This window comes from Pseudomonas sp. URMO17WK12:I11 (assembly GCF_007677725.1).
Lineage (GTDB): Bacteria > Pseudomonadota > Gammaproteobacteria > Pseudomonadales > Pseudomonadaceae > Aquipseudomonas.
The window spans coordinates 443,107-465,496 of the sequence record NZ_VEDF01000001.1; the positions used below are offsets into that span (position 1 = coordinate 443,107).

Below are 22,390 nucleotides of genomic sequence, written 5' to 3' on the forward strand. Positions count from 1 at the left end.
GAGTTATCTTGCTTACGAACGGAGGCTCAAGGAGGCCCACATGTTGTGGTTCGGAACCGACAAGGCCAGGTTAAAAGCTCAGCGGTGCATAGCCTGCGTCGTTTTGCTCATCGCTATCTTGTTCTTGGCCGTACAGGTCGAAGCCTGGTTCTCAGGATCTGCGGATTCTGGCGATGTACTCAAAGGCGTCTTTATAACCGGGTTTGCGGGAGGCATGTTTTATCTGGCAGGCAGATGGTGACCCTCGCCGCATTCAGTGGTCGGATGCGGCAGGGTGGCAATTCATGACTGGCGTCAGCCCAGCAACCACCGATACGCTTGTTGGCTATGTTGGGGAAGGGGACAGCAACGATGATGGCGCGTTGGCGATGGTTCGCTATTAAAATCACCAAACGGCTGTGGTTCCGCGCCACGCTGTTTTCCCTGCTGGGCGTGGCAACGGCACTTATAGCCGTGGTGCTCAAGGGGCACATCCCAGCCTCATTGCCTGGCCAGATAGGCGCCGATGCCGTCGACAAGATTCTGGGCATCATCGCCTCCAGCATGCTCGCCGTCACTACGTTTTCCCTGAGCACCATGGTCGCGGCCTACGGCGCAGCAAGCACTGCCGTGACGCCGCGTGCCACCCAGTTGATGATGGAAGACGCGACCACCCACAACGCCCTGGCCACCTTCATCGGCTCATTTCTGTTCAGCCTGGTCGGCCTGATTGCGTTAAGCACCGGTGCCTACGGCGACCAGGGCCGCGTGTTGCTGTTCGCCGTCACCATCGCCGTGGTCATCCTGATCGTCTACACCTTGTTGCGCTGGATCGATCATCTGTCACGGCTTGGCCGCGTTGGAGAAACCATCGATCGCGTCGAGCAAGCCGCTTTGGACGCCATCGCGCACCGCAACCGCTGGCCGTTCCTCGGTGGCTCGGCCTATCCGCAGGATCTGGTGCTGGCGCCCGGCGCCTGGCGCTTGGTGAGTCAGCAGACCGGTTATGTCCAGCACATCGACGTCGAAGCGCTGGCCGGCATCGCCAAGCGTCAGCAACTGGAAGTGTATGTCGAGGTGCTTCCAGGCGCGTTTGTGCACCCAGGCGCGCTTCTGGCCAATATCGTGCCTCGCGAAGAGCCATCGATGGCTGCACGCGAACAAGTCCAGCAGCGGGTCCTGGCTGCGATTACCGTGGGCACGCGGCGGACCTTCGAGCATGACCCGCGCTTTGCTGTCTCGGTGCTGTCAGAGATCGCCTCACGGGCGCTTTCCCCGGCCACCAACGACCCAGGCACGGCCATCGATGTGATCGGCCGGAGCGTCAGATGCCTGTCGCAATGGGCACGGCCGCAGGTGTTGACGCCGCCGCGTGATGGCTTCGCACGCGTCTATGTGCGCGGTCTGGTCATCGATGACCTGTTCGACGATTTCTTCGGACCGCTCAGTCGCGACTGCGCCGCTTTGCAAGAGGTCAACCTGCGTCTGCTCAAGGCCTTGCTGAGCCTGGCACAGATTAATCCGTTGGCCTTTGAAGCCAGCGCTGCCAGGCACGCGCGGCGGTTGCTGGCGTTCGCCGATCACGCCCTGGTGCTGCCCGAGGAGCGCGTGCAACTTGCCACGCTGGCAGCGCCGCTGCGGCATCGCTAATAAGCTATCAGGCGATCTTCGGCCAAGCAGCCAAAGGCTTGTGGCATGCAGCGCCGCGGCTGCGCTTTGGTTGACCTCCGGCAACCCGATAGGTATCGTTGCCGCCTCCTTCCTTTTCGGCCACCTCTGCCGTGAACCGCCCAGGCGTTAATTCGCGAAGCGGTCATTCACGTTGCCGACACTGATCCGGCCGCCTCTCATTCGCGGGCGCGGCTCACTTCCGTTATCAAATACAAAGGATGATTCCATGATCATTCGTCAGGCTACTCTTGCCGACCATCCGCGATTGCTGGCGCTTTGGCAGCGCTCCGTCCGCGCAACTCACCACTTCTTGCAAGACGCTGATATCGATGCCTTGCTGCCGCAGTTGCGCGATTGTTACCTGCCCGCTGTCGAGCTCTGGGTTGCGGTCGATGCCGAAGATTCACCGCTCGGCTTCATTGGCCTCAATGCCACCCACGTCGAAATGCTTTTCGTCGAGCCCGACCTGCGCGGCAAAGGCATCGGCCGCGCGCTGCTGGATCATGCGCGCAGTACACGCAGTCAATTGAGCGTCGATGTGAATGAACAGAACCCTGAAGCGGTGGGCTTCTATCGGCATTACGGGTTCGCGCAAACTGGCCGTTCGCCGCTGGACGGCGAGGGGCGCCCGTTTCCTTTGCTGCATTTGGCGCTGAATTAATTCCTGTCCTGCCGGTCAGGTAATGAGTCCCTTATCCGCTTAGGAAATCGCCATGCCTGCCTACACCGTCAGCTATGCCCTCGATGGCCAACCCTCGACCCACACGTTCGAGCTTGAACAGGGCAATCTCGCCCTTCACGAAGCCGCCATGCACCTCATCGTGCTGCATTTCGGCGACAGCGAAAACAGCCTGCTCCTGCCACCGGCCGACGCCACGCCGGTGCAGGTCCTGGCCCAGGCAGAGGTGCTGGGAATCACTGAAATCGCCATTGCCTGAAGGCTAGCGCAGCGTGTCGTCGGGCCTCGGCAGCCAGGCTCCGACGACGGTTGGTAACGAAAACTGCAGCGATTCATACTCTTTCCTGCTGCTCTTGGGCGCTGCATGGCATATCCTTACGCCACGCAATCAACGTAGAAGCAGTGAATTAACGATGGGTTTTGAACAACTAGCTGAATTACGCGACCGCCTGCGGTCTGAGAAAGAGCAGGCCAAGGCCGCCACCGCGAAGCCCGCCAAGCGCAAGCCTGCGCCTCAGGCCAAGGCGCGCGAGCAAGATCCAGCGGTCGAAGCGATCTGGCCATTGCAGAAGCATTTCCCCTTGGCCTTCCCGGTCAACCCGGCGCCGAAGGTTCCACTCAAGGAGGGCATCTTCAAGGATGCCGAGCAGCACCTTGAGTTGCTTGGCATCACCCGCGAACAACTGAAGCTGGGCATCTCCACCTGGTGCCGCGGCAACCGTTACTGGACCAGCATGGTCGAGGACGCGCCGCGCCTGGACCTCAACGGCCAGCCGGCCGGTAGTGTCACCGCCGCCCAGGCGCTGTACGCCAAGCAGCAGGCCTCGCGGCAACGCAGCCAGAGCCGCAAGCAGCGCGCCAAGCCCAAGGCCCCAGCGCCAGCGGCGGCCGTGGAAGCGCCGGTCGAGCAGGCCGCCGAGTAATCCTGGTCGCGCTGGGCCTGGCGCACGCCCGTCAGGCCCAGCAACGCCACCAGCGCAACAGACGAGTAGTGCCATGGCCAAAGATGTGGAAAACCCCTGCGTCTCGCTGTGCCAGCTCAACAGCGAGATGTGCGTCAGTTGCGGACGCACACGCGAAGAAATTCGCAAGTGGCGGGGCATGAAGCGTCCGGAGAAAATGGCGACCGTGCAAAAAGCCGCCGAGCGCATGAAAGCCCTGGGCAAGCACAAGAAGAAAAAGAAAAAACGCTAAAGTTGCTTTCCCCCGGTCACACCGCCGCCAATAACCCACCAAGCACACCACTGCCGATCACCACCAGCCAGGCAGGTATCTTCCACGCCATCAATGCCACCAGCGCCACCAAGGCCCAAGCGAAGTCGGCAGGTGCGTGAATGGCGCTGCTCCAGACCGGCTGATAAAGCGCGGCCAGCAGCAGGCCGACCACAGCGGCATTGACGCCCTGCAACGCCGCTTGGCTGCGGCGGCTACGACGCAGGGCCGCCCAGAAGGGCAACGCGCCCATCACCAAGAGAAACGACGGCGCAAAGATTGCGAGCAGACACACCACGCCTGCGGTCCAGCCGCCTGTCCCAAGGTCCATCGCAGCGCCTAGATACGCCGCGAACGTGAAGAGCGGCCCTGGCACCGCCTGCGCCAGGCCATACCCCGCCACGAACACATCGTTATTCAACCAATCCGGCACCACCTCGGCCTGCAGCAGCGGCAGCACCACATGACCGCCACCGAACACCATGCTGCCCACGCGATAGAACGCAGCCGCCATGGCCAGCAATGGGCTTGACGACAGTGCGTGCAAAAGCGCCAACCCCACCAGCAGCGCGACGAACGCACCCAGCCACAGCACGCCCGTGCGACGCTTGATGCCGATGTGCAGCGGCGCATCGCTGTCTTCATGCTGCGGTTTGAGCAGCAAAAAGCCGAGCAACGCGCCAGCAGCGATGACCCCCAGCTGAGCCAATGCGCACGGCATCCACAGCACCAGGCAGGTCGCGGCCGCCATCAGTGAAAGGCGCGCGGCATCAGGGCACAGCGTGCGCGCCATGCTCCACACCGCCTGAGCCACAACCGCCACGGCCACCACCTTCAAGCCGTGCACCACGCCGTCCGGCACCACAGCGCCATAATGCGTGATGCCGACGCCGGCGATGATCATCAGCAATGCCGAGGGCAAGGTGAAGCCCAGCCAGGCGGACAGCGCGCCGGCGTAGCCGCAACGGGTGAAGCCTAACGCCATCCCCACTTGACTGCTGGCCGGACCCGGCAGAAATTGGCAGAGCGCGACCAGTTGCGCATAGCTGCTGTCGCTCAGCCAACCTCGCCGCCCCACGAACTCGTCGCGAAAATAGGCAAGGTGCGCAATAGGGCCGCCGAAGCAGGTCAGCCCCAGGCGCAGGAAGATCAGAAACACCGGCCAAGGGCCTTGGCCTGCTTCGCGTGGCTTACTCACGATCTGCGACCATCGCGTCGACCAGCACCCGATGACAGTCCTCAGGGCGCAATGCCTTGCCCGCGCGCGAGCGCACAGTCAGCGCCTCGACCGGTTCGCCGGCGGCATTGTCGACCAGCATGGAACGACGCTCCCCAGTGTCGAATAAAAAACGCTCGCCCCACTGGCGCAAGCTGATGACGATCGCAAAGGCTGCGCGCCCCCTGTCGGTCAGCACGTACTCCTTGTAGGCGCTGCCATCGGACGCTGGGTGTATCTCGAATACGTCGAGCGCGACCAAAGCCTTGAGCTTGACGGCCAGGATGTTCTTGGCTACGCCGAGGCGCTTCTGAAATTCGTTGAACCGGCGTACGTCGTCGAAGGCTTCGCGCAAGATCAGCAACATCCAACGATCGCCGATCGCCTCCAAGGTACGCGCCACTGGGCATTCGCTGCGCGCCAGCAGGTGCTGTCTGGCCATGGTTTGCTACCTGTCGATCTGCGGACTGGAAGGTGGAGAGCGACGACAGCGCGCCAAGCTCGCCGGTTGCATTTAACAACCTGGTTTGCTAGAACGCAATCAACCGGTTTCTTTTTAAAACCAGTATCAAGGACGACTCGATGAGTTCCACCAATCAAACAGCACAGTCAATCGACAGTGGGCATATCCGCAACTGTGTCTTAAGCCGTCGGCAGACGTTCATCTTTGCCGTCACTTGCGCATTGGCAGTCGCCAATGTGTACTTCGCCCAGCCGCTATTGCAGTCGATGGCCGACAGCCTGTCGGTGCCCAGTGCCACGATCGGTGTGATCGTCACCGCCACCCAGGCGGGCTACGCCTTGGGGCTGGTGTTCATCGTGCCCCTGGGTGATCTGCTCAACCGCAACAGGCTGATCATCGGTCAGATGCTCCTGTGCGCAGTGGCGCTGGGCGCGGTCGGCCTTGCCCAGACATGGGGCTTGCTGCTGGCGGCCATGCTGCTGGTGGGGTTGATGGCCGTGCTGGTACAGGTGATCGTCGCCTACGCGGCGACATTGGCCAGCCCCGAGCAACGCGGCGAGGTGGTCGGCAGCGTGACCAGCGGGGTAGTGCTGGGCATCTTGCTGGCGCGTCTGGTATCTGGCGTGCTGGCGGACCTGGCGGGCTGGCGCAGTGTCTACTTCGCCTCAGCGCTGATGATGTCGGCGATGGCCGTGGTGCTGTGGCGAACCCTGCCTGAAGCCGATACGCCGCGTGCCAGCGCGGGTTATCTCACCCTGCTGCGCTCGATGCTGCAGTTGCTCGTGCACGAACGAACGCTGCGTCGACGCGGGCTGTTGGCCCTGCTCAGTTTTGCCGCGTTCAGCGTATTGTGGACGGCGATGGTGTTACCGCTCAGTGATCCGGCACTCAGTCTTTCGCATACGCAGATCGGCCTGTTCGGCCTGGCCGGTCTTGCCGGAGCGCTGGCTGCGGCGCGGGCGGGACGGTTGGCCGACCGCGGCCAGGGCAGTCGCACGACCGGGTGGGCGTTGTTGCTGCTGACCCTGTCATGGCTGCCCAGTGCCGGGCTGCACAGTTCGTTGCTGGCATTGCTCGTTGGCGTGGTGCTGCTGGATTTCGCCGTCCAGGCTGTGCACGTGACCAACCAAAGCCTGATACTGGCCGCGCGCCCCGACGCGCACAGCCGTCTGGTGGGCGCCTACATGTGCTTCTATTCCCTGGGCAGCGGGCTGGGGGCGGTTGCGGCAACCCACGCCTACGCTTACTCGGGTTGGCCGGCGGTCTGCGCGCTGGGGGCGATCATCAGCGCGACAGCCTTGTCGTACTGGTTGTGGCTTGAACGGCGCGCTGGATGACGCCTGCATCGCGCCCCATGCACCCGGTAAGTGCCGCTTGCCATACACGCGCAATACCCCCTAGATTCGCTACGCATGGATCAAGCAATCAGAGGCTATGGAATGGCACTGCAACTCAGACAGGCCGAGGTGGCTGATCTTCCCGCCATCTACCGCGGCGAAGAGCATTACATCCGCACATGGGAGCCTGCCCATGAGGCAGCCTGGCGCAGCGAACTGGGTCGTCACCTGACGCGCTGGGTCGAGCACTTCAACCAACTGAAAATCGCCGTGGTCGATGATCGATTCGCCGGGTATTCACTGTGGGTGCCCGATGGCGCCTGCGCCGAGTTGTGTACCCTGCATGTCGACCCAGCGTTGCGCAGGCAGGGCGTGGGCACTGCGCTGTTGCACGCCTACCGGCGCGATGCCGGGCTGCAAGGCTTCACCCAGCTGCGCCTGAACGTGCGCCCCGACAACCCTGCCAGCTACCTCTATCAGAAAGCTGGATTCGTCTGGGTCGGGCTTACTGCGCGAGGCTATCGAACCTACGAGCGCTCGACGCTAATTCCCTGAACGAAAGCCAGGTGGCACAGGATCACTGTCTCTTTCAGCGTGACAGTAAATCCTGTGCCAACCTATTTTTGTGATCCATCACTGACAGTAAAGTGGATTCATCGCACACAGGCAGATAAGCCTCAAGGAGACGAATCATGATCACTGTCCGTAACGCTCAAGAACGTGGCCACGCCAACCACGGCTGGCTGAAGTCGGCGCACACCTTTTCCTTCGCCAACTACTACGACCCTGATGAGCAGGGCTTCTCCGACCTGCTGGTGATCAATGATGACCGCGTCATCGCGGGCAAAGGCTTCGGCCAGCACCCGCACCGTGACATGGAGATTTTCTCCTACGTACTCGAAGGCGCTCTTGAGCACAAAGACACCCTGGGCACCGGCTCAGTGATCAAACCCGGTGACGTGCAACTGATGAGCGCCGGCAGCGGCGTGGCCCACAGCGAGTTCAACCACAGCAAAACGCAGCCGGTGCACTTCCTGCAGATCTGGATCGTGCCCAGCGTGCGCGGGGCGACCCCTCGCTATCAGCAGCAACATTTCGCGGTAGCCGAGAAACGCGGCAAATTGCGCTTGATCATATCCCCCGATGGCCAGCAGGGTTCGTTGCAGGTGCGCCAGGATGCGCGGGTGTATGCCGGGTTGTTCGATGGCGATGAGCATGCCACCTTGACCCTGGCCGACAACCGCCATGCCTATGTACACGTTGCCCGCGGCCGCATCGAGCTGAACGGCCAGCGACTCGGTGAGGGCGACGGTGTGCGCCTGAAACACGAGCAGTTGATCGAACTGCGCAATGGCCAGGATGCCGAGGTGCTGGTGTTCGATCTGCGGCCCAACGAGTTACCACGCATGCCGTGAGGGCAGGCGCTGAGGATTGTGCTGGCGCTGGCAGGTTTGCGACCTGTTTGGCGCAGCGCGCGCAACTGTATTGCTCGACACGGGTATTCCAGCAACCGGCCGCCAGGCTTAGGCTTGCACGCAAATCCCTTCAACCTCACTCGGAGGCGTCGCGATGTCCGCGAGCAACCCTGAAGTCCTGGCATCATCCCCAGCGCACAGCGGCACCACGCCAGTGCTGTCCAACACCCTGGTCATCTTTCTGGCCTTCTGCTGCGGCGCCGTGGTCGCCAACCTGTATTACGCCCAGCCTATCGTCGAGCTCATCGCCCCCAGCATTGGCCTGTCCCCCGAGCACGCCAGCCTGATCGTCTCGCTCACCCAGTTCGGTTATGCCGCCGGCCTGTTGTTCCTGGTGCCGCTGGCCGACCTCGCGGAGAACAAGCGCCTGGTGATCGGCTTGACCTTGCTGGTCGCTGTATTTCTCGCCGCCGCCGGCCTGGCCGAGGCGCCCTCGCTATTCCTGATCGCCTCGCTGATGATCGGGCTGACCTCGGTCGCGGTGCAGATCCTGGTGCCCCTGGCAGCGCACATGGCGCCCGAGAGCAGCCGCGGTCGGGTCGTGGGCAACATCATGAGCGGTCTGCTGCTGGGTATTCTGCTGGCCCGTCCGGTGGCCAGCGTGGCGTCCGAGTACATTGGCTGGCGTGGCGTGTTCTTCAGCGCCGCGCTGCTGATGCTGGTGATCGCCGCGCTGGTAGCCGTCTTGCTGCCCCAGCGCAAGCCCAGCCACCACACCGGTTATCCGCGCCTGATCGGCTCGGTGTTCAAGCTGGCCAGGCAATACCCCGTATTGCGCGAGCGCTCGCTGTATCAGGGCCTGTTGTTCGCAAGCTTCAGTTTCTTCTGGACGGTGGCACCGATCGAACTGATCCGCCATTACGGATTCAGCCAGAACGGTGTGGCCCTGTTTGCCTTGGTCGGCGCCGTGGGTGCCATCGCAGCGCCGATCGCCGGGCGTCTGGCCGATGCCGGCCACGGTCATGCCAGCACACGGGTGGCGCTGCTCATGGCCCCTACTGCCTTGTTGGTGGGCGGCCTGCCAGGGCTAGGCTATCTGGGCCTGGTGATCGCTGCGGTGGCGTTGGATTTCGCCGTGCAGATGAACATGGTGCTTGGCCAGCGCGAGGTCTATGCCCTCGATCCGCACAGCCGGGCACGCCTGAATGCGGTGTTCATGACCAGCATCTTCGTCGGCGGCGCGTTGGGCTCGATGCTCGCCAGCCCCCTTTACGAGAACCTCGGCTGGGCCACCACCAGCTGCGCTGCGGCTATCATCCCGGCACTGGCGCTGGTGATTTTCCTCGCCAAACACGGCATCAAGCGCTGACAATCGACTGCTGGAGAGACCGCTCCGATGATCACCAGCAGAGTTGCACAGATGGATAAGTTTCTGGCGTTGAACATGTTCGTGGAAACCGTGCGCTGCGGCGGCTATTCGGCCGCCGCGCGCAAGCTGGGCCTGGCGACCTCGTCGGTGGCGCGGCAGGTGGCGGCGTTGGAAGCCGAGCTGGGCGTCACGCTGATTACTCGCAGCACCCGACAGAACCATCCGACCGACCAGGGCCGGGCGTACTTCGACAACGCCGTGGCCATCCTCGACGCGCTGGCCAGCGCCGATAGCCTGGTCACCGACAGAGGCAGCGAGGCCAAAGGCAAGCTGCGGGTCAGCGTGCCGGTCGAATTCGGTCGCCGGGTGATAGCACCGCACCTGGGTGATTTCCTTGCTCGCCACCCTGCGCTGGAGGTGAGCCTGAACCTCAGCGATGAACGGGTCGATCTGTTCAGGGAGCCCGTGGACCTGGCCATCCGCCTGGGCTCCACGGTATCGAGCGACGATGTGATCTGCGCGAGCCTGGGTCACTTCCAGCGTTGGCTGGTGGCGAGCCCGGCGTACCTGCACCGCCAGGGCACGCCCCACCAGCCCGACGAGCTGGCGCACCATGCCTGCCTGCGCTTCGACTACGGCGGGCCGATGAAGCACTGGCAGTTCAGCGTCGACGGGCAGTGCGTGGCAGTCGCGGTGCAGGGCCGAATGCTCAGCAACAACGCCGATGTGCTCAGGCAGGCGGCCGTCGCAGGGCAGGGCGTGGCCTTGCTGGCCGATTGGCTGGTGGCCGACGATGTGCAACACGGCCGCCTGCTGCGCGTGCTGCCCGAGCATGCCGTCGCGCCCGCTGCCGTGGATGCGTCGATCAATCTCGTGTACCTGCCGATCAACCGGGAATCCTCCCGGATCAAGGCCTTCTCGCAGTTCATCAAGGGTCTGCTAAGCGCTGCCTAGCAGACCCCAGGGTGGCAAGGTTCAGGCCACCGAGGCCTGACGCTGCACGCGCACGCTCAACATGCCCGACAACGAGATCAACCACAGCACCACGAAGACGCAGGCAATTGCCAGGTTCGAGGTGAGCGGCAAGGCACTGACCAGCGCCGAAGCCAGTGACCCGAATACCAGCATCAGGCAGCCCTGCAGGCTGGCGGCAACGCCGGCGCGGTCGGGGAACAGCGACATCGAGCTGGCCATGGCGTTGGAGAAGATGAAGCCTTGGCCGAACGCGACCAGCATGATGCCGCCCAGGATCGAGGCCAGGTGCAGGCCCCTTGCCTGCGCCGCAATGGTCACGACGCCGAGCAGAAACACAGTCATTCCTCCCCACATCAGCAGCCGGGGCTTGATCCGCCGAATCAGCGCGCGGTTGACCAGGGTGCCGACCAGGTAGCAGCTGCCAACGGCCAGCGCGGTGGTGCCAAAATATTGTGCGCTGTGCCCCAGCCGTTCCTGGACGATGTGTGGGCCGAACACGTTCCACAGCAGGAACGCCGAGAAGCTCGAGCCGAGCACCACCACCGAGGAACGAAAGCGGCTGTCGGCCAGGATCGGGCGGTAGCCGGCGCAGGTCTGCAAGGCGCTGCGTCTGTTGGTTGCGGGCAACGACTCCTTGAGCCCTGCCAGCACGAAGGCCAGCACGATGACAGCGTACACAGCGTAGAGCACGAAGTTGTAGCGCCAGCCCAGGTGCACTTCGATCACCCCGCCAATGTACGGCGCGATCACTGGGCCCAGGCCGAAGGCCAGGCTCAGGTAGATGATCGCCACGTAGAAGCGCGGCCCTTTGACGATGTCCACCAGCAGCGCACGGGCAACCACCTGACAGGCGCCGATGGCGAAGCCTTGCAAAGCGCGGGCGAGCAGCAGCATCTCGATGGACGTGGCAAAGGTCGCCAGCACGCTGCCGGCAAGGAACACCAGCAGCCCCAGCTGCACTGCCGGCCGCCGCCCTCGGGCATCGGCCATGATGCCGAAGAACAGCTGGCCAAGGGCGTAGAACAGCAGGGTGATGGTGATGGTGTTCTGCATCAGTGCCGGACTGGCTGACAGCTCACGGCCGATGGAGGGAATACTCGGCGCGTACAGATCGATGGCGATGCCGCCCACGCTGTTGATCAGCGGCGCCAGGAAGACGATGAAATTCTCGTAACGCTTGGTCGCGTTCATGCTTACCTCCGGCGCGCCGGGCAGCGGATGCTCGGCGCGCATCGTGGTCAGGCCGAGGCCTGGCGATTGAAAGAGGGCAGGGCATGGCCCAGGCCCGCGGCGGATGCCGGTGCGCTCATCCAGATGCTCGGCGGCGACAATCGCGCGGCCACCACGCGCGGGTCATGTTGGTAGTACGAACCCCAATTGACCTGCGGATCCTTGACCCGGCCTTGATCGGCGCCGCCCAGATCGTCGAGGGTATCGACGATCGGGGTCAGCAGCTGGCGCACCTGCTCGGTCGCAGTCAGCACCACCAGGCCGAAATTGCGCAGGGCCAAGGTCTGGATCACGTTGTTGAGCAGGTACTTGCCGGCGCCGCTGCCGCTGCGAAACGAGGCGAAGGCGCCCACTTCGGCAATCCGCGCCCGGTCCAGGCCGTAACGCTGATCCAGACCTTGGTCCAGGTAGTACTCGCTGAACAGCTTGCCCGAATCGCCGTAGCTGATGCCGGCGCAGGCATAACCTGGCGCGCCGCCGTTGGACCCGGTCAGGCACACGAACACGTCCGGCTGCGGCTCGGGGGTGGCATCGTAGTGCTTGAGGTAGTGAGCACGCACCGCCTCCTGCAGGCAACGGTAGCCGGGCCGGCCTTTGTAGAAATTGCGCACGATGTACATGGGGCGTTCCTCAGGCGTACATCTGGTCGATGAAACGCGCTTCGATCTCGGCCCGTCGCGGTCGCCCGGTCACGGTGTAGAACTGCTCGCGGAACTGGGCGATGTCCTCGATCACGCGAATCTGCCGGACCCTGGCGAAGTCGGCCAGGCGATGTTCCAGGCGCGCCATTTCGCGGCGTACCTGATCGCTGCCGGCGCCGCTCAGCACGATGGCGCAGGGCTCGTCCTGGCCTTCGCCCATGACGATCATGTCGTCAACCAACGGGCTTTCCTTGTAGACGTTCTCGACCCACTCGGGCGAGATGTTGCGCGCCGTCGAAAGAATGATCACGTGCTTCTTGCGCCCGGTGATGTACAGGAATCCGTCGCGCAGTTCGGCGATATCCCCAGTGTGCAGGTAGCCGTCCGACAGGTCGCAGGCCGTGTCATCGGCGTTGTAGTAGCCGGCGCACAGGGTCGGCGTGCGCACCAGCAGCTCGCCGTCGACCAGCTTGGGCTCGATGCCGTCGAGCAGCTTTCCGGCCGAACCGATACGCCGCTCGGCTGGCGAGTTCAGCGAGATGATCGAGGAGTTTTCGCTCAGGCCATAGGCCTCGAATACCTGCACGCCATGGGCTTCCAGCGCCTCCAGCACGCTGACCGGGATCTTCGCGCCGCCGGTGATGATGTGGGGGTGCTGGGCACCGAACAACTGCTGCACCGAACAGTCCTGCAGCAGCGTGTTGGCTTCCTCCAGCAGTTTGGGCGGCAGGTAGAGGAAGTTCGGCTCGTTGGGTGCGATCAGCTCCAGATAGTGCCTGGCGTTACCGCTTGCCGCACCATACTCGGGCACGCCTTCGGGCATCAGCGTAAGGGTGCCGCCGGACAGGATCGGGATGAACACGCCCAGCACCTGCTCGATCAGCAAGCTCATTGGCACGATCGAGAAATAATGCAGCGGCTGCTGGGGCAAGCGCTTCATGACGTTGTCCACCAACAGGCTGACCGCCTCGTCGCGAATCATCACGCCCTTGGGTTTGGAGGTGGTGCCAGAGGTATGGATGATCGAAACGATACCGTCCGGAATCAGCTCGTCCTCATTGCGCCATTCTTCCCCGATGGCCTGGGTCATCAACTGGCCGGGAATGAAGCAGGGCTTGTCCGGCAGGATGTTGTGCAGCCGCTTGGCGGTTTTTTCATCGCGCACCAGTACGGCTGCGGCCTTGCCCAGCAAACTGGCGATCTGGTCGTCGGAGAACTCGATCGGCACCGGCAGCAGCACCGCACCGACCTTTTGAATGGCCAGCAGGGTATAGACCCACTCGTAGCACGAACGCATGGCAATCCCGAACACTTTGCGTTCGCAGCGCCCCACGCGCCCCTCCAGGGCGCTGGCCAGGCGCAGGACGTCGCGGCGCAGCTCGTGCAAGGTGTATTCACGGCCGTCCATTTCACGGATGACGACGCGGTCAGGCGTGCTTGCCAGATAGTCCTGCATCTTTTGGCTGATCATTGGCCGTTGCCTCCCAGGCGGTAGCTTTGCGCGCCGAAAATGCGTCGCGAAGGGTCATCCAGACGGCGACGGCCGTGCATGACGCGGGTGTTGTCGATGACGATGACATCGCCTTTCTGCCAGAAGTGGCTATAGGTATTGCGCTCGGTCACTTCCTTGATTTCATCCCAGATTTCCAGGGCGATATCTTCACCGTCGCTCCAGGTGATACGCGGCGGTTCGTAGTTGACGCTGGGGCCGAGCATCGAATTGCAGAACGCCTTGCGGCCACTGAAACAGCTGGTTTCCACCGCCGAAATGATCAACTGCGAGGCAATCAGGTTCTGGTCGATGCGCCGATAGGTTTGCCCCGCCACCTGATCATTGACCTGTTGCAGGTGTTCGTCGGTAATGGCCTCGAGCGGCAGTTGCAGTTCAATGCTCAGGAAGCGTTTGACGTTTTGCCAAGGGATGCGCCGGCTATAGCGGATCTCGCGCTGTTCGAACAACTTGCGGGTTTTTGCCGACAGATCGAACAGCACCCGCTGGCCATCGCACAGTGTGGTCTGCGAACCGACATCTGCGGCTTCCAGGCAATAGAACCACTGCAAGTCAGGGTTGAACGGCAGGTTGCCGTTTTCGCGGTGCAGGCCCATTTCGTGAATACCGGCTTCGATCTCGGCGGTATTGGCCGTAGCTGCCTTGCGCGCGGGATCGAAGGTGACCCGCGACGAATGCGCACTGACGAATTCGTTGAAGTCGGACAGGCTGTCGGCGAAGTCGCGATAGATCACCGCACCACTGTGGGCGAGGTCTTCATATAAAGAAGCGGCGCTGATCGAATCGCTTACACGCATGTCGCGATCGACCGCAATGACACACTCGAAGCCGTAGCACGGCGTCGGTTGTCGGAAGTAGGGAAACACTAAAGGTTCGGCGTGCGCCAGCATGACTCATTCCTCCATGAAAGTGTGGGACTCAGGTAGGTCTTGCGCTACCCGATGACCACACGATAAGAGAAATGAGCGGCTGGCTGGTTTTAAGAAATCTAAAAGCGTGGTGAAAATTTAAAAGCCCGTTTCATCGTTCCGTCAACAACACCTCGGCCACCTGTTCGATCAACCGGCGCAGGCTGCCAATATCTTTGCTGTCGCTACGGTCGCGCGCCCAGATCATGTCCAAGGTGAATGTCGGGAAGCCCAGCGGCGGTTGGCAGACTTTCACAGATGGCGCAATGCGCAGGTGCGGCAACAGGCGTGCCGGCAGTGCGAGCGTGGCCGGTACTGCGGCGACGATGTTCACGCAGGCTTGGTAACCATTGGCGCGTACCAGCACGTTGCGCGAACGGCCGACTTTATCCAGCCAGCTGTCGACCATGTTCTTTTCCGAAATCCACGGTGTTGGGAACACATGGGGCGAGGCGCAGAATTCATCCAGACTCATGGCCGCGTCGTTGGCCAACCCGTTTTGACTGGTCAGGCAGACAAAATCGTCGTTGACTATCGCTTGCCATTGCAGCTCTGGGTGCATCTGGTGATAACCCGGACCGAAGCCGATGGCGATGTCGATTTCCCCTGACATCAACTGATCCACCGGCAGGTCGCGGCTCAGGCGGTCGAGGTGCAGCGACGTATTGGCATGCGTGCGCGACAGCATCGCCAGGGTTTGCGGCAGGAACGACAGCTCGAAGTACTCCGGCGCGCAGAGCCGCCAGATCTTGCGCACGGCTTGCGCAGCTGCCTGGCTTTCGTCTTCGGCGCAGCGGTTGACCGACTCGACCACTACGCGCAGATAAGGCGCGATCTTCTCGGCCTTGCTGGTCGGTTGCAGCACCCCTTGCGATGAAGAAAACAACGTGTCGTCGAAGCAGCCACGCAGCCGCTTCAGGCAATAGCTGACCGTCGGCTGGCTCACGCTCATCAGCTCGGCGGTGCGTTTGGCACTGCGCAACTCCAGCAAGTTGAGAAACACCACGATGTCCTGCAGGTCCAACTGCTTGAGGTAGTTGCTGTGAAGCATGGAAATTCCTCCTGAATATTCCAGTTCATGGTGTTGGCGCGCCCTCGCCGGGCAAATGCACGAGCACGTGCTTCAACAATTGCGCAAAGTCCGCGCGCTGTTGTTCATTCAAAGGTGCCAATACCAACTCTTGTATTTCGGTATGGGTAAGGACGGCCTGGTCGATCAATTCCTTACCCCCGGCGGTCAACGCGACATGCGAGCTGCGCTTGTCCTGGCTGTCGGCGATCCGCTCGACCATGCCGGCGCTTTCCAGCCGTGCCAGCCGATTGGTCATGGCACCGGAGGTAATCAGCAGCGAGCGGTACAGCTCGGTGGGGGTGAGCCGATACGGTGCCCCTGCACGGCGCAACGTGGCCAGCACGTCGAACTCGCCTTCCTTGAAGCCATACTGGGCCAACGCCTCGGCGCGCAGGCGTTCCAGATGCTTATGGATGCGCACCATGCGCCCGAAGATCGCCATGGAAGAAACGTCCACCTCGGGCATCGCCTGCGCCCACTGCGCCACCACGAAATCCACATGATCGTCCATCGTTTCCCTCGATCGTGCCCTTCAGCACTGTTAACCCGCACACAAACCTGAACCCCAGCGCCTTTAAAGTATCTTAACGTTAAGTTATCTTGACGAACATGCGACTGAAGGATCAGGAGAGACACATGGCATTTTTCACACAGGGGCCGCACCGCCACTACTACTACGACGCCGGAGCCGGCAGCCCGGTGCTGTTGCTGCATGGCCTGGGCAACAGTGGGCGCGCCTGGATGCCCCAGGTCAGCGCGCTGCTGGATCTGGGGCACCGCGTCATCGTACCTGACCTGCTGGGCCACGGCGCCTCCAGCCGTGCGCCGGAAGGTATCACAGCCCACGCCCAGGCACTGCAGATGCTTGCTCTGCTCGATCACCTGGGGTTGGAATCCACGCATGTCATCGGCCTGTCGCTTGGCGGCATGGTAGCGCTGGAGATGGCTTGTCATGCGCCGCATGCCGTGCAGAAGCTGATCATCGCCGGCAGTTTCGCCCACATGAACGATGGTCACCGCCAAACCACGCTCAGCGACTGGGCCGACGGCCTGCGGCAAACCGATGGGTGCCTGAAGCGCTTCAAGTCGACCTGGCCGGCATTGGTCGGAGCCGAGTTCGCCGCGTCTAATCGTGGGCAACGGCTGTATCAGGCTTGGCATGCGCAGGCCGCGCAACTGGCCAGCGCCAACCAGGTGCACTGGTGCCAGGGCATGCAGCAGTACGACCTCAGAGAGCAGCTGCCAGCGATCCAGGCCGCGACCCTGGTGCTGGCGGCCACAGGCGACCAGCTCAGCCCGCGTTCGGAAGCCGAGCTTCTGAGCGAGCGCATCGGCCACGCTCAGCTGCTGACTTTGGCAGGCGACGGCCACGTCTTCAACATTCCGCTCGCCCCAGCGTTCAATCAGGCGATGGGCAGTTTTCTGCAGGAGCAACCTGAGCATGCGTAACGTACCGAGTAAAGCCTGCGTCGGCCTGTTGGCCGTGCTGATTGGCCTGAATCTGCGCCCGATCATGGCGGCCATCGGCCCGCTGCTCGGCACTCTGCAGCAGGACCTTGGCCTGAGCAGCGCGCAGGCCGGGCTGCTGACCACGCTCCCGGTGATGATGATGGGTTTGTTCGCCCTCTGCGGTCCCTGGTTGTTACGCCTGATTGGCGAGATCAAAGGCGTTGCCTTGGGCATCACGTTGATCGCCATCAGTTGCGCGGCGCGCGCCTATGTCACCTCGGGCGCAGCGCTGATCGCCACGGCGATGCTCGGCGGCGTGGGCATCGCGATGATCCAGGCGCTGATGCCTGCGTTTCTCAAGCGCAGCCACCCGCAAAGCGCCGGCATGCTCATGGGGTTGTTCACCACCGGAATCATGGCCGGCGCAGCCCTGGCGGCTGCCTTCGCGGCCCCCGGCGCGGCAACCTTCGGCTGGCAGCTGACGCTCGGCTGGGCGGCTTTGCCTGCGCTGATCGGCTTGATCGCCTGGGTGCTGGCAGCCGGTAGCGACCCGGCGCGTGTCACCGAGGCGAGGTTGCCGTACGACAGCGCCCGGGCGTGGTTGCTGCTGGCCTTCTTCGGCATTGGCACCGGTGCCTACACCCTGGTGTTGGCGTGGTTGCCACCGTTTTATGTGGAGCTTGGCTGGAGCGCCGCCGAGGCCGGTTACCTGTTGGGTGCCCTGACCCTCACTGAGGTGGCCGCCGGGCTGATGGTGTCGGCACTGATCCATCGCTACCCGGACCGCCGTCAGCCATTGACGGTGGTGATTGTGCTGTTGCTGGCCGGTCTGGCCTGCCTGATGAGCGCACCGCTGCAATTGGCCATCCTTGCCACCTTGTGTCTGGGCCTTGGCATCGGCGCATTGTTTCCGCTGTCGCTCATTGTCACGCTCGATCACGCTGAATCCCCGGCCCAGGCCGGTGCGCTGCTGGCCTTCGTGCAAGGCGGTGGCTACCTGATCGCGGCCAGCGTGCCGCTGGTCGCCGGTATCGTGCGCGATCAGCTGAGCTCGTTGCACTGGGCCTGGGGCATCATGGTCATCGGCGCCCTGTGCCTGCTGGGCCTGGCCAGGCTGCTGCGCCCGCCGGTCGTGCCAGCGGCGCACGCCAGCGGTGCCTAGATGACCTTCACCGCGCGGCCGATGAATTTCACCGGACCGGTTGGCCGCCCGCTCGGTGAGCCACCGGCCTGCTCCAGGGTCAGCTCGAACAGCTGGTTGCGCTCCAGGGGCGGCAGGCTGGCGCTGGGCACGCGGTAGGGCTCGCCTGGCTTGACCAGTCCCAGCGAGAGCGGCGCGCCCCACTGTTCGCCTTTGGTCCAGAATTGCAGCGCCTTGCCTTGTGGCACAGGGTCTTGGCCCAGTGGCAGCAGCTCGATGGTACGGCTGTCATGGGCCTGCACCACCCAGCCAGCTTGCTGACTGTCGGGAGCCACCAGCACGACCAGGTATTCGGTGGTTGGCGCCGGGGCGTGCAACAGCGTCCAGGCCAACACCAGGCTGGCGGCAAGGCCGGCGGCACTGAGCCCTTGCCAGAGCACCAGGCGTTGCCACCAGTGCGCGCGGCGAGGTGCTGCCTGTGCGTCCAGGCTGCGTTGAATACGCGGCCACAGCCGGGCACTCGGCGCTTGCGCTGGCGCTTGGGCGGTCAAGTCCAGCAGGCGCGCCTCCCAGGCATCCACTGCCGCGCGCAGCGCAGGTTCGCGCGCCAGACGTTCGCTGACCTGTGCGGCTTGTTCGTCAGAGAGGGTGCCCAGAACGTATTCCCCGGCGAGCACATCCAGCGCTTGAGCAGCTTCGGCGTTCATCCAAGGCACTCCCGTAGCGCTGTGAGGCTGCGCTTTATCCAGGCTTTGACGGTACCCAACGGCGCACCGAGCAGACCGGCGATTTCGGCGTGGCTACAGCCATCGACATAGGCGTGCACGATGCAGCGCTGGGCCGCTGGCTGAAGTCGTTCGAGGCAGCGGTAAAGCGTGGCCGAGCCACTCCAGCTGTGCAGCTGTTCGACGCCTTGGTCCAGGCCATGGGCGGCTTCCAATTCGCCTTCTTCAAGCAGCGTCTCGCGGCGCCTGGCGCGTATGGCGTTGAGCGCCAGGTGCCGAGTGATGCTGTAGATCCAGCCGCGCGCCGAACCGCGCGTCGGGTCGTAGCTGGCGGCGCCGGTCCAGATGCGAATGAACGCGTCGTGGACGATGTCTTCAGCCATGGCGTCGTCGCGGGCGATGCGCCGCGCTACGCCAAGCAGGCGCGCACCTTCGTGGTCGTAGAGTGCCTGCAACGCGCGGCGCTCGCCTTGCGCGCAGGCGTGCAGACACTGCTGGAAGTCAAACGGCGCAACAGATGAATTCAAGGGCGGTGCATCCTTGCGTCAGGCAAGTGACCCCGACCACAGTGCCGGGGCCTTGCCAGGAGCGTAGATCATCCGGCGCCGGGTGTGGGCCCCAGGCTGGATTACTTGGCGGTCCAGAACACGTAGTCAGCCTGATACTGCACCATTTGCTGGCTGCCTTTGGTCTGTGCGCTGCAGCCACTGGCCGGGGCCACCCCACCGCGGGTCGCCAGGCGCTGGATGTAGCTCACGCCTTGCATGGCGCCTTTGCCTTCGGCCGGGTTGGCTTTGACCAGTTGATAGGGAATGGCGCCTTCGCCAGCCGGCGCCACGGCCAACTGGGTACCGGTCACTTTCGAGCCATCCTTGGCCTGCCAGGTGGCGGGCGGGCCGAAATAATCGCCAACGGCCTTGCCGCTGCGGTCATTGAGCACCGCCTTGGGGCCGACGAAAGTCCATTCGGTCTGGCCTGCCGCGTTGGGCTTGTCGCGGCACTCGTAAGTGATCTCACCGACGCCGACGGTTTCCAGCAGCACCTTGTGCCCATCGGGCACCTGGATCGGTTGTGGCACTGCGCTCTGGGCATGCACGGTTTGCAGCGCCAGGGCCAGCGTGCAGACGAACAGGCTGGCGGAAGTTTTGACGTTCATGGGCAGTACTCCTGACAGGTCATTGGGTGGACAGCGACAAGCTGCCTGCTCCTAACTACCCGCCAGTTGCCGTTCTGGATGCAGGGGTGTGAAAAAAAACCAGCGCAATCGATCTGAACCCTGCCGACTCGCTCCCAGTCACAGCGCCATGACCCTCGAGCACAAGGAGCGAGCACCGATGGCAAGCCAAGCCGCAGCCCCACTCAAACGCGCGATCGGCACCCAGCTACTGGTGTTTTTCATTCTCGGCGATGTGTTGGGCGCCGGAGTCTATGCCCTGGCTGGAGCGATTGCCGACAGAGCCGGCGGAGCCCTCTGGGCGCCGCTGGGCATGGCCTTGTTGTTCGCGCTGCTGACGGCGGCATCGTATGCCGAGCTGGTCAGCAAGTACCCGCGCGCAGGCGGTGCGGCGGTATTCGCGCGGCGGGCGTTCGGTTCACCGTTGTTGGCGTTTCTGGTCGGTTTCGCCATGCTCGCTGCTGGCATCACCAGTGCAGCGGGCCTGGCACTGGCCTTTGCCGGTGAATACCTGCGGGTATTCATCGACTGGCCCTCGGCAGTGCTCGCGCCGTTGTTCCTGGTCGCCATCGCCTTGCTCAACCTGCGCGGCATTAAGGAATCGCTGGGCGCCAACCTGGTCATGACCCTCATCGAGCTGAGCGGTCTGGTGCTGGTGCTGGTCGCCGTTGCGGTGCTCAGCGGGCAAGGTCACGCCGAGCCTGCGCGCTTGCTCGACTTTGGCGGCCACGGGCCAGGCGGGGCGGTATTGGCCGGGGCCTTGCTGGCGTTCTATTCGTATGTGGGCTTCGAAACTTCGGCCAACCTGGCCGAAGAAATCAAGGACGTACGCCGCACCTATCCACGGGCCCTGTTCGGCGCGTTGCTGATCGCCGGTGTCGTCTACCTGGCCATCGGCGCCGGTGCCGCACTGGTGATGCCCGTGCCGCAACTGATCGCGGCGGCGACGCCCTTGATGGATATCGTGCACCGTGCGCAGTTGGGCGTGCCGCAGTGGGTGTTTGCCGTGATCGCCCTCATCGCGGTGGCCAATGGGGCCTTGCTGACCATGATCATGGCCAGCCGCCTGGCCTGGGGCATGGCCCGTGAGGGATTGATTCCACAGGTGTTGGGGCGCGTATTGCCGCAGCGCCGGACACCGGGCTACGCCATCGTCGCGACCACGGCGCTGGCCATCCTGCTGACCTTCACGGGCTCGTTGCAGGTGCTGGCCGAGACGGTGGTGCTGTTGCTGCTGGTGGTGTTCCTCAGTACCAACCTGGCGGTGTTGGTGTTGAAACGCGACAAGATCGCTGAGGCGCACTTCAAGGTACCGGCTTTGGTGCCCGTGCTGGCGATCGCCTCCTGCTTGCTCTTGATGAGCCAACAGCCATGGCAAAACTGGCTGCGCGCCGGGGTTCTGCTGGCCCTCGGCGCGGTGCTTTACGGCCTGGCCCGCTGGTGGCGACCGGCTGCTCGCGAGCGCCACGTGGAGCCTGGCCAAACCCCGGAGTGACCCGCCAGTGCCACCATCATCGGTTACGTGGGGCGGTCAGTGCGGCAGCCCACACATCGTGACCACAACGCTCGCACACCGCTGTCTGCTCGGCCTCGTGATAGGCCGCAGCGCCGCAGCTTACGCAGCAATATACCCCCGCGCCTGGGAATGTCCGGTACTCCGGCCGGTGCTCGACCGGCAGCACCGACAAACCTGCGCGCGTGTCCTCGGGTGCATAGAAATACAGGCTCAGCTCGCCGTCGGTTTCCAGCAGCCCGAGGCGTACCTGGCCCAGGTGCTCGACGCCGAGCTGGCGCAGCTCCATGAACAGCTCGTTGGACGAGATGTTCAGGTTGCGCAGCGAATGGATCTCGTACATGCCGTCCTTGACCACGGTGATCGGCACCCCGTCGATCCACGCTTCGCAGGCTTTGCTCTTGCGCATGAGAAACACCGTGCCGCGGTACAGCAGCAGGAGCGTGATGAACACCAGCGCCACCGGTAACAGCGGCACGTCCTCGTAGAAGGTGACGTCGCCTGCGGCCGAACCCAGCGTCAGGATGACCACCAGCTCGAAGCGCGACAGTTGCTTGATGCCCCGCCGACCGCTGAATTTCAGGAACAGGAACACGGCGAGAAAGGCCGCCAGTGCGCGCACCGCCACTTCCATCAGGAACGTGCCCGGCAACTCGCCCAACAGCATCCGTTGCAGATCGAACGCTACCATCGTGTCGCTCTCCTCGAAGC

At 63.4% G+C, this 22,390-nt stretch carries 25 protein-coding genes; 13 read left to right on the forward strand and 12 right to left on the reverse strand.

Annotated features, from left to right (window positions below; genetic code table 11):
• The first annotated feature begins 351 nt into the window (after window positions 1-351).
• From FS665_RS02250 to FS665_RS02270, 5 genes are all read left to right on the forward strand, one after another.
• Entirely contained in the window at window positions 352-1,629 is a 1,278-nt protein-coding gene (locus FS665_RS02250; RefSeq protein WP_145182703.1) for a DUF2254 domain-containing protein, read from the forward strand.
• Window positions 1,630-1,876: 247 nt separating this feature from the next.
• On the forward strand, window positions 1,877-2,311 hold the full coding sequence (locus FS665_RS02255; RefSeq protein WP_145183350.1) for an acetyltransferase: 435 nt from the start codon (window positions 1,877-1,879) through the stop codon (window positions 2,309-2,311).
• A gap of 52 nt (window positions 2,312-2,363) precedes the next feature.
• Window positions 2,364-2,588 carry a hypothetical protein gene (locus FS665_RS02260; RefSeq protein WP_145182706.1) on the forward strand — a complete coding sequence of 75 codons (225 nt, stop codon included), beginning with the start codon at window positions 2,364-2,366 and terminating at the stop codon, window positions 2,586-2,588.
• A 154-nt stretch (window positions 2,589-2,742) separates the two neighbouring features.
• Window positions 2,743-3,252 (forward strand): ProQ/FinO family protein, encoded by a 510-nt coding sequence (locus FS665_RS02265; protein ID WP_145182709.1) that lies wholly within the window; start codon window positions 2,743-2,745, stop codon window positions 3,250-3,252.
• Window positions 3,253-3,325: 73 nt separating this feature from the next.
• Window positions 3,326-3,523 carry a DUF1289 domain-containing protein gene (locus FS665_RS02270; protein ID WP_145182712.1) on the forward strand — a complete coding sequence of 66 codons (198 nt, stop codon included), beginning with the start codon at window positions 3,326-3,328 and terminating at the stop codon, window positions 3,521-3,523.
• A 16-nt stretch (window positions 3,524-3,539) separates the two neighbouring features.
• Here FS665_RS02270 and chrA read toward each other — a convergent pair whose 3' ends face one another.
• Together chrA and FS665_RS02280 are read right to left on the reverse strand one after the other, a co-directional pair.
• Complete coding sequence (chrA, locus tag FS665_RS02275) at window positions 3,540-4,739, reverse strand: chromate efflux transporter (protein ID WP_145182715.1); 1,200 nt, start codon at window positions 4,737-4,739, stop codon at window positions 3,540-3,542.
• A complete protein-coding gene (locus FS665_RS02280) occupies window positions 4,732-5,199 on the reverse strand; it encodes a helix-turn-helix domain-containing protein (RefSeq protein WP_145182718.1) in 468 nt (155 codons plus the stop codon). Before FS665_RS02280 ends, chrA begins: the two co-directional genes overlap by 8 nt.
• A 140-nt stretch (window positions 5,200-5,339) precedes the next feature.
• Between FS665_RS02280 and FS665_RS02285 the strand changes: the two genes are divergently transcribed.
• From FS665_RS02285 to FS665_RS02305, 5 genes are all read left to right on the forward strand, one after another.
• Complete coding sequence (locus FS665_RS02285) at window positions 5,340-6,557, forward strand: MFS transporter (RefSeq protein ID WP_145182721.1); 1,218 nt, start codon at window positions 5,340-5,342, stop codon at window positions 6,555-6,557.
• 102 nt (window positions 6,558-6,659) lie between these two features.
• On the forward strand, window positions 6,660-7,112 hold the full coding sequence (locus tag FS665_RS02290) for a GNAT family N-acetyltransferase (protein ID WP_145182724.1): 453 nt from the start codon (window positions 6,660-6,662) through the stop codon (window positions 7,110-7,112).
• 137 nt (window positions 7,113-7,249) lie between these two features.
• Window positions 7,250-7,972: a pirin family protein gene (locus FS665_RS02295; protein ID WP_145182727.1), complete on the forward strand. Its 723-nt coding sequence runs from the start codon at window positions 7,250-7,252 to the stop codon at window positions 7,970-7,972.
• A gap of 154 nt (window positions 7,973-8,126) precedes the next feature.
• Window positions 8,127-9,341: an MFS transporter gene (locus FS665_RS02300; RefSeq protein WP_145182730.1), complete on the forward strand. Its 1,215-nt coding sequence runs from the start codon at window positions 8,127-8,129 to the stop codon at window positions 9,339-9,341.
• Window positions 9,342-9,392: 51 nt separating this feature from the next.
• Window positions 9,393-10,295 carry a LysR family transcriptional regulator gene (locus tag FS665_RS02305; protein ID WP_145182733.1) on the forward strand — a complete coding sequence of 301 codons (903 nt, stop codon included), beginning with the start codon at window positions 9,393-9,395 and terminating at the stop codon, window positions 10,293-10,295.
• Window positions 10,296-10,316: 21 nt separating this feature from the next.
• On the opposite strand, the gene FS665_RS02310 is transcribed toward FS665_RS02305, so the two are convergent.
• From FS665_RS02310 to FS665_RS02335, 6 genes are all read right to left on the reverse strand, one after another.
• The gene (locus FS665_RS02310; RefSeq protein WP_145182736.1) at window positions 10,317-11,507 is read right to left on the reverse strand and encodes a multidrug effflux MFS transporter; all 1,191 of its coding nucleotides are present in this window, start codon (window positions 11,505-11,507) and stop codon (window positions 10,317-10,319) included.
• A gap of 47 nt (window positions 11,508-11,554) precedes the next feature.
• Window positions 11,555-12,166, reverse strand: coding sequence for a thermostable hemolysin (locus FS665_RS02315; protein ID WP_145182739.1), 612 nt, complete (start codon window positions 12,164-12,166; stop codon window positions 11,555-11,557).
• A 10-nt stretch (window positions 12,167-12,176) separates the two neighbouring features.
• On the reverse strand, window positions 12,177-13,658 hold the full coding sequence (locus tag FS665_RS02320) for an AMP-binding protein (protein WP_145182742.1): 1,482 nt from the start codon (window positions 13,656-13,658) through the stop codon (window positions 12,177-12,179).
• Window positions 13,655-14,587, reverse strand: a complete 933-nt coding sequence (locus FS665_RS02325) for a TauD/TfdA family dioxygenase (protein ID WP_145182746.1) — start codon at window positions 14,585-14,587, stop codon at window positions 13,655-13,657. Before FS665_RS02325 ends, FS665_RS02320 begins: the two co-directional genes overlap by 4 nt.
• A gap of 130 nt (window positions 14,588-14,717) precedes the next feature.
• Window positions 14,718-15,656, reverse strand: a complete 939-nt coding sequence (locus FS665_RS02330) for a LysR family transcriptional regulator (protein WP_145182749.1) — start codon at window positions 15,654-15,656, stop codon at window positions 14,718-14,720.
• Between the two features lie 25 nt (window positions 15,657-15,681).
• Window positions 15,682-16,188, reverse strand: coding sequence for a MarR family winged helix-turn-helix transcriptional regulator (locus FS665_RS02335; protein ID WP_145182751.1), 507 nt, complete (start codon window positions 16,186-16,188; stop codon window positions 15,682-15,684).
• Window positions 16,189-16,313: 125 nt separating this feature from the next.
• On the opposite strand from FS665_RS02335, the gene FS665_RS02340 reads away from it, so the two are divergent.
• Complete coding sequence (locus tag FS665_RS02340; RefSeq protein ID WP_145182753.1) at window positions 16,314-17,126, forward strand: alpha/beta fold hydrolase; 813 nt, start codon at window positions 16,314-16,316, stop codon at window positions 17,124-17,126.
• Window positions 17,119-18,288 carry an MFS transporter gene (locus FS665_RS02345; protein WP_145182755.1) on the forward strand — a complete coding sequence of 390 codons (1,170 nt, stop codon included), beginning with the start codon at window positions 17,119-17,121 and terminating at the stop codon, window positions 18,286-18,288. Before FS665_RS02340 ends, FS665_RS02345 begins: the two co-directional genes overlap by 8 nt.
• On the opposite strand, the gene FS665_RS02350 is transcribed toward FS665_RS02345, so the two are convergent.
• The 3 genes from FS665_RS02350 to FS665_RS02360 all read right to left on the reverse strand — a co-directional run bounded on the left by FS665_RS02350 (window position 18,285) and on the right by FS665_RS02360 (window position 20,148).
• Window positions 18,285-18,974, reverse strand: a complete 690-nt coding sequence (locus tag FS665_RS02350) for an anti-sigma factor domain-containing protein (RefSeq protein ID WP_145182757.1) — start codon at window positions 18,972-18,974, stop codon at window positions 18,285-18,287. The genes FS665_RS02345 and FS665_RS02350 overlap by 4 nt on opposite strands.
• Window positions 18,971-19,519, reverse strand: a complete 549-nt coding sequence (locus tag FS665_RS02355; RefSeq protein ID WP_145182759.1) for a sigma-70 family RNA polymerase sigma factor — start codon at window positions 19,517-19,519, stop codon at window positions 18,971-18,973. Before FS665_RS02355 ends, FS665_RS02350 begins: the two co-directional genes overlap by 4 nt.
• A 101-nt stretch (window positions 19,520-19,620) precedes the next feature.
• The gene (locus FS665_RS02360) at window positions 19,621-20,148 is read right to left on the reverse strand and encodes a DUF3455 domain-containing protein (protein ID WP_145182762.1); all 528 of its coding nucleotides are present in this window, start codon (window positions 20,146-20,148) and stop codon (window positions 19,621-19,623) included.
• Between the two features lie 178 nt (window positions 20,149-20,326).
• On the opposite strand from FS665_RS02360, the gene FS665_RS02365 reads away from it, so the two are divergent.
• Window positions 20,327-21,661 carry an APC family permease gene (locus FS665_RS02365; protein WP_145182765.1) on the forward strand — a complete coding sequence of 445 codons (1,335 nt, stop codon included), beginning with the start codon at window positions 20,327-20,329 and terminating at the stop codon, window positions 21,659-21,661.
• Window positions 21,662-21,677: 16 nt separating this feature from the next.
• Here the strand turns inward: FS665_RS02365 and FS665_RS02370 are convergent, their stop codons facing one another.
• On the reverse strand, window positions 21,678-22,370 hold the full coding sequence (locus FS665_RS02370) for a DUF421 domain-containing protein (RefSeq protein ID WP_145182769.1): 693 nt from the start codon (window positions 22,368-22,370) through the stop codon (window positions 21,678-21,680).
• Window positions 22,371-22,390: the final 20 nt, after the last annotated feature.

Excerpts from the sequence above, each read along its gene's own strand:
- FS665_RS02250 (WP_145182703.1), top strand. The coding sequence starts at position 352 with ATGATGGCGCGTTGGCGATGGTTCGCTATTAAAATCACCAAACGGCTG.
- FS665_RS02255 (WP_145183350.1), top strand. The coding sequence starts at position 1,877 with ATGATCATTCGTCAGGCTACTCTTGCCGACCATCCGCGATTGCTGGCG.
- FS665_RS02260 (WP_145182706.1), top strand. The coding sequence starts at position 2,364 with ATGCCTGCCTACACCGTCAGCTATGCCCTCGATGGCCAACCCTCGACC.
- FS665_RS02265 (WP_145182709.1), top strand. The coding sequence starts at position 2,743 with ATGGGTTTTGAACAACTAGCTGAATTACGCGACCGCCTGCGGTCTGAG.
- FS665_RS02270 (WP_145182712.1), top strand. The coding sequence starts at position 3,326 with ATGGCCAAAGATGTGGAAAACCCCTGCGTCTCGCTGTGCCAGCTCAAC.
- FS665_RS02280 (WP_145182718.1), bottom strand. The coding sequence starts at position 5,199 with ATGGCCAGACAGCACCTGCTGGCGCGCAGCGAATGCCCAGTGGCGCGT.
- FS665_RS02285 (WP_145182721.1), top strand. The coding sequence starts at position 5,340 with ATGAGTTCCACCAATCAAACAGCACAGTCAATCGACAGTGGGCATATC.
- FS665_RS02290 (WP_145182724.1), top strand. The coding sequence starts at position 6,660 with ATGGCACTGCAACTCAGACAGGCCGAGGTGGCTGATCTTCCCGCCATC.
- FS665_RS02295 (WP_145182727.1), top strand. The coding sequence starts at position 7,250 with ATGATCACTGTCCGTAACGCTCAAGAACGTGGCCACGCCAACCACGGC.
- FS665_RS02300 (WP_145182730.1), top strand. The coding sequence starts at position 8,127 with ATGTCCGCGAGCAACCCTGAAGTCCTGGCATCATCCCCAGCGCACAGC.
- FS665_RS02305 (WP_145182733.1), top strand. The coding sequence starts at position 9,393 with ATGGATAAGTTTCTGGCGTTGAACATGTTCGTGGAAACCGTGCGCTGC.
- FS665_RS02310 (WP_145182736.1), bottom strand. The coding sequence starts at position 11,507 with ATGAACGCGACCAAGCGTTACGAGAATTTCATCGTCTTCCTGGCGCCG.
- FS665_RS02315 (WP_145182739.1), bottom strand. The coding sequence starts at position 12,166 with ATGTACATCGTGCGCAATTTCTACAAAGGCCGGCCCGGCTACCGTTGC.
- FS665_RS02320 (WP_145182742.1), bottom strand. The coding sequence starts at position 13,658 with ATGATCAGCCAAAAGATGCAGGACTATCTGGCAAGCACGCCTGACCGC.
- FS665_RS02325 (WP_145182746.1), bottom strand. The coding sequence starts at position 14,587 with ATGCTGGCGCACGCCGAACCTTTAGTGTTTCCCTACTTCCGACAACCG.
- FS665_RS02330 (WP_145182749.1), bottom strand. The coding sequence starts at position 15,656 with ATGCTTCACAGCAACTACCTCAAGCAGTTGGACCTGCAGGACATCGTG.
- FS665_RS02335 (WP_145182751.1), bottom strand. The coding sequence starts at position 16,188 with ATGGACGATCATGTGGATTTCGTGGTGGCGCAGTGGGCGCAGGCGATG.
- FS665_RS02340 (WP_145182753.1), top strand. The coding sequence starts at position 16,314 with ATGGCATTTTTCACACAGGGGCCGCACCGCCACTACTACTACGACGCC.
- FS665_RS02345 (WP_145182755.1), top strand. The coding sequence starts at position 17,119 with ATGCGTAACGTACCGAGTAAAGCCTGCGTCGGCCTGTTGGCCGTGCTG.
- FS665_RS02350 (WP_145182757.1), bottom strand. The coding sequence starts at position 18,974 with ATGAACGCCGAAGCTGCTCAAGCGCTGGATGTGCTCGCCGGGGAATAC.
- FS665_RS02360 (WP_145182762.1), bottom strand. The coding sequence starts at position 20,148 with ATGAACGTCAAAACTTCCGCCAGCCTGTTCGTCTGCACGCTGGCCCTG.
- FS665_RS02365 (WP_145182765.1), top strand. The coding sequence starts at position 20,327 with ATGGCAAGCCAAGCCGCAGCCCCACTCAAACGCGCGATCGGCACCCAG.
- FS665_RS02370 (WP_145182769.1), bottom strand. The coding sequence starts at position 22,370 with ATGGTAGCGTTCGATCTGCAACGGATGCTGTTGGGCGAGTTGCCGGGC.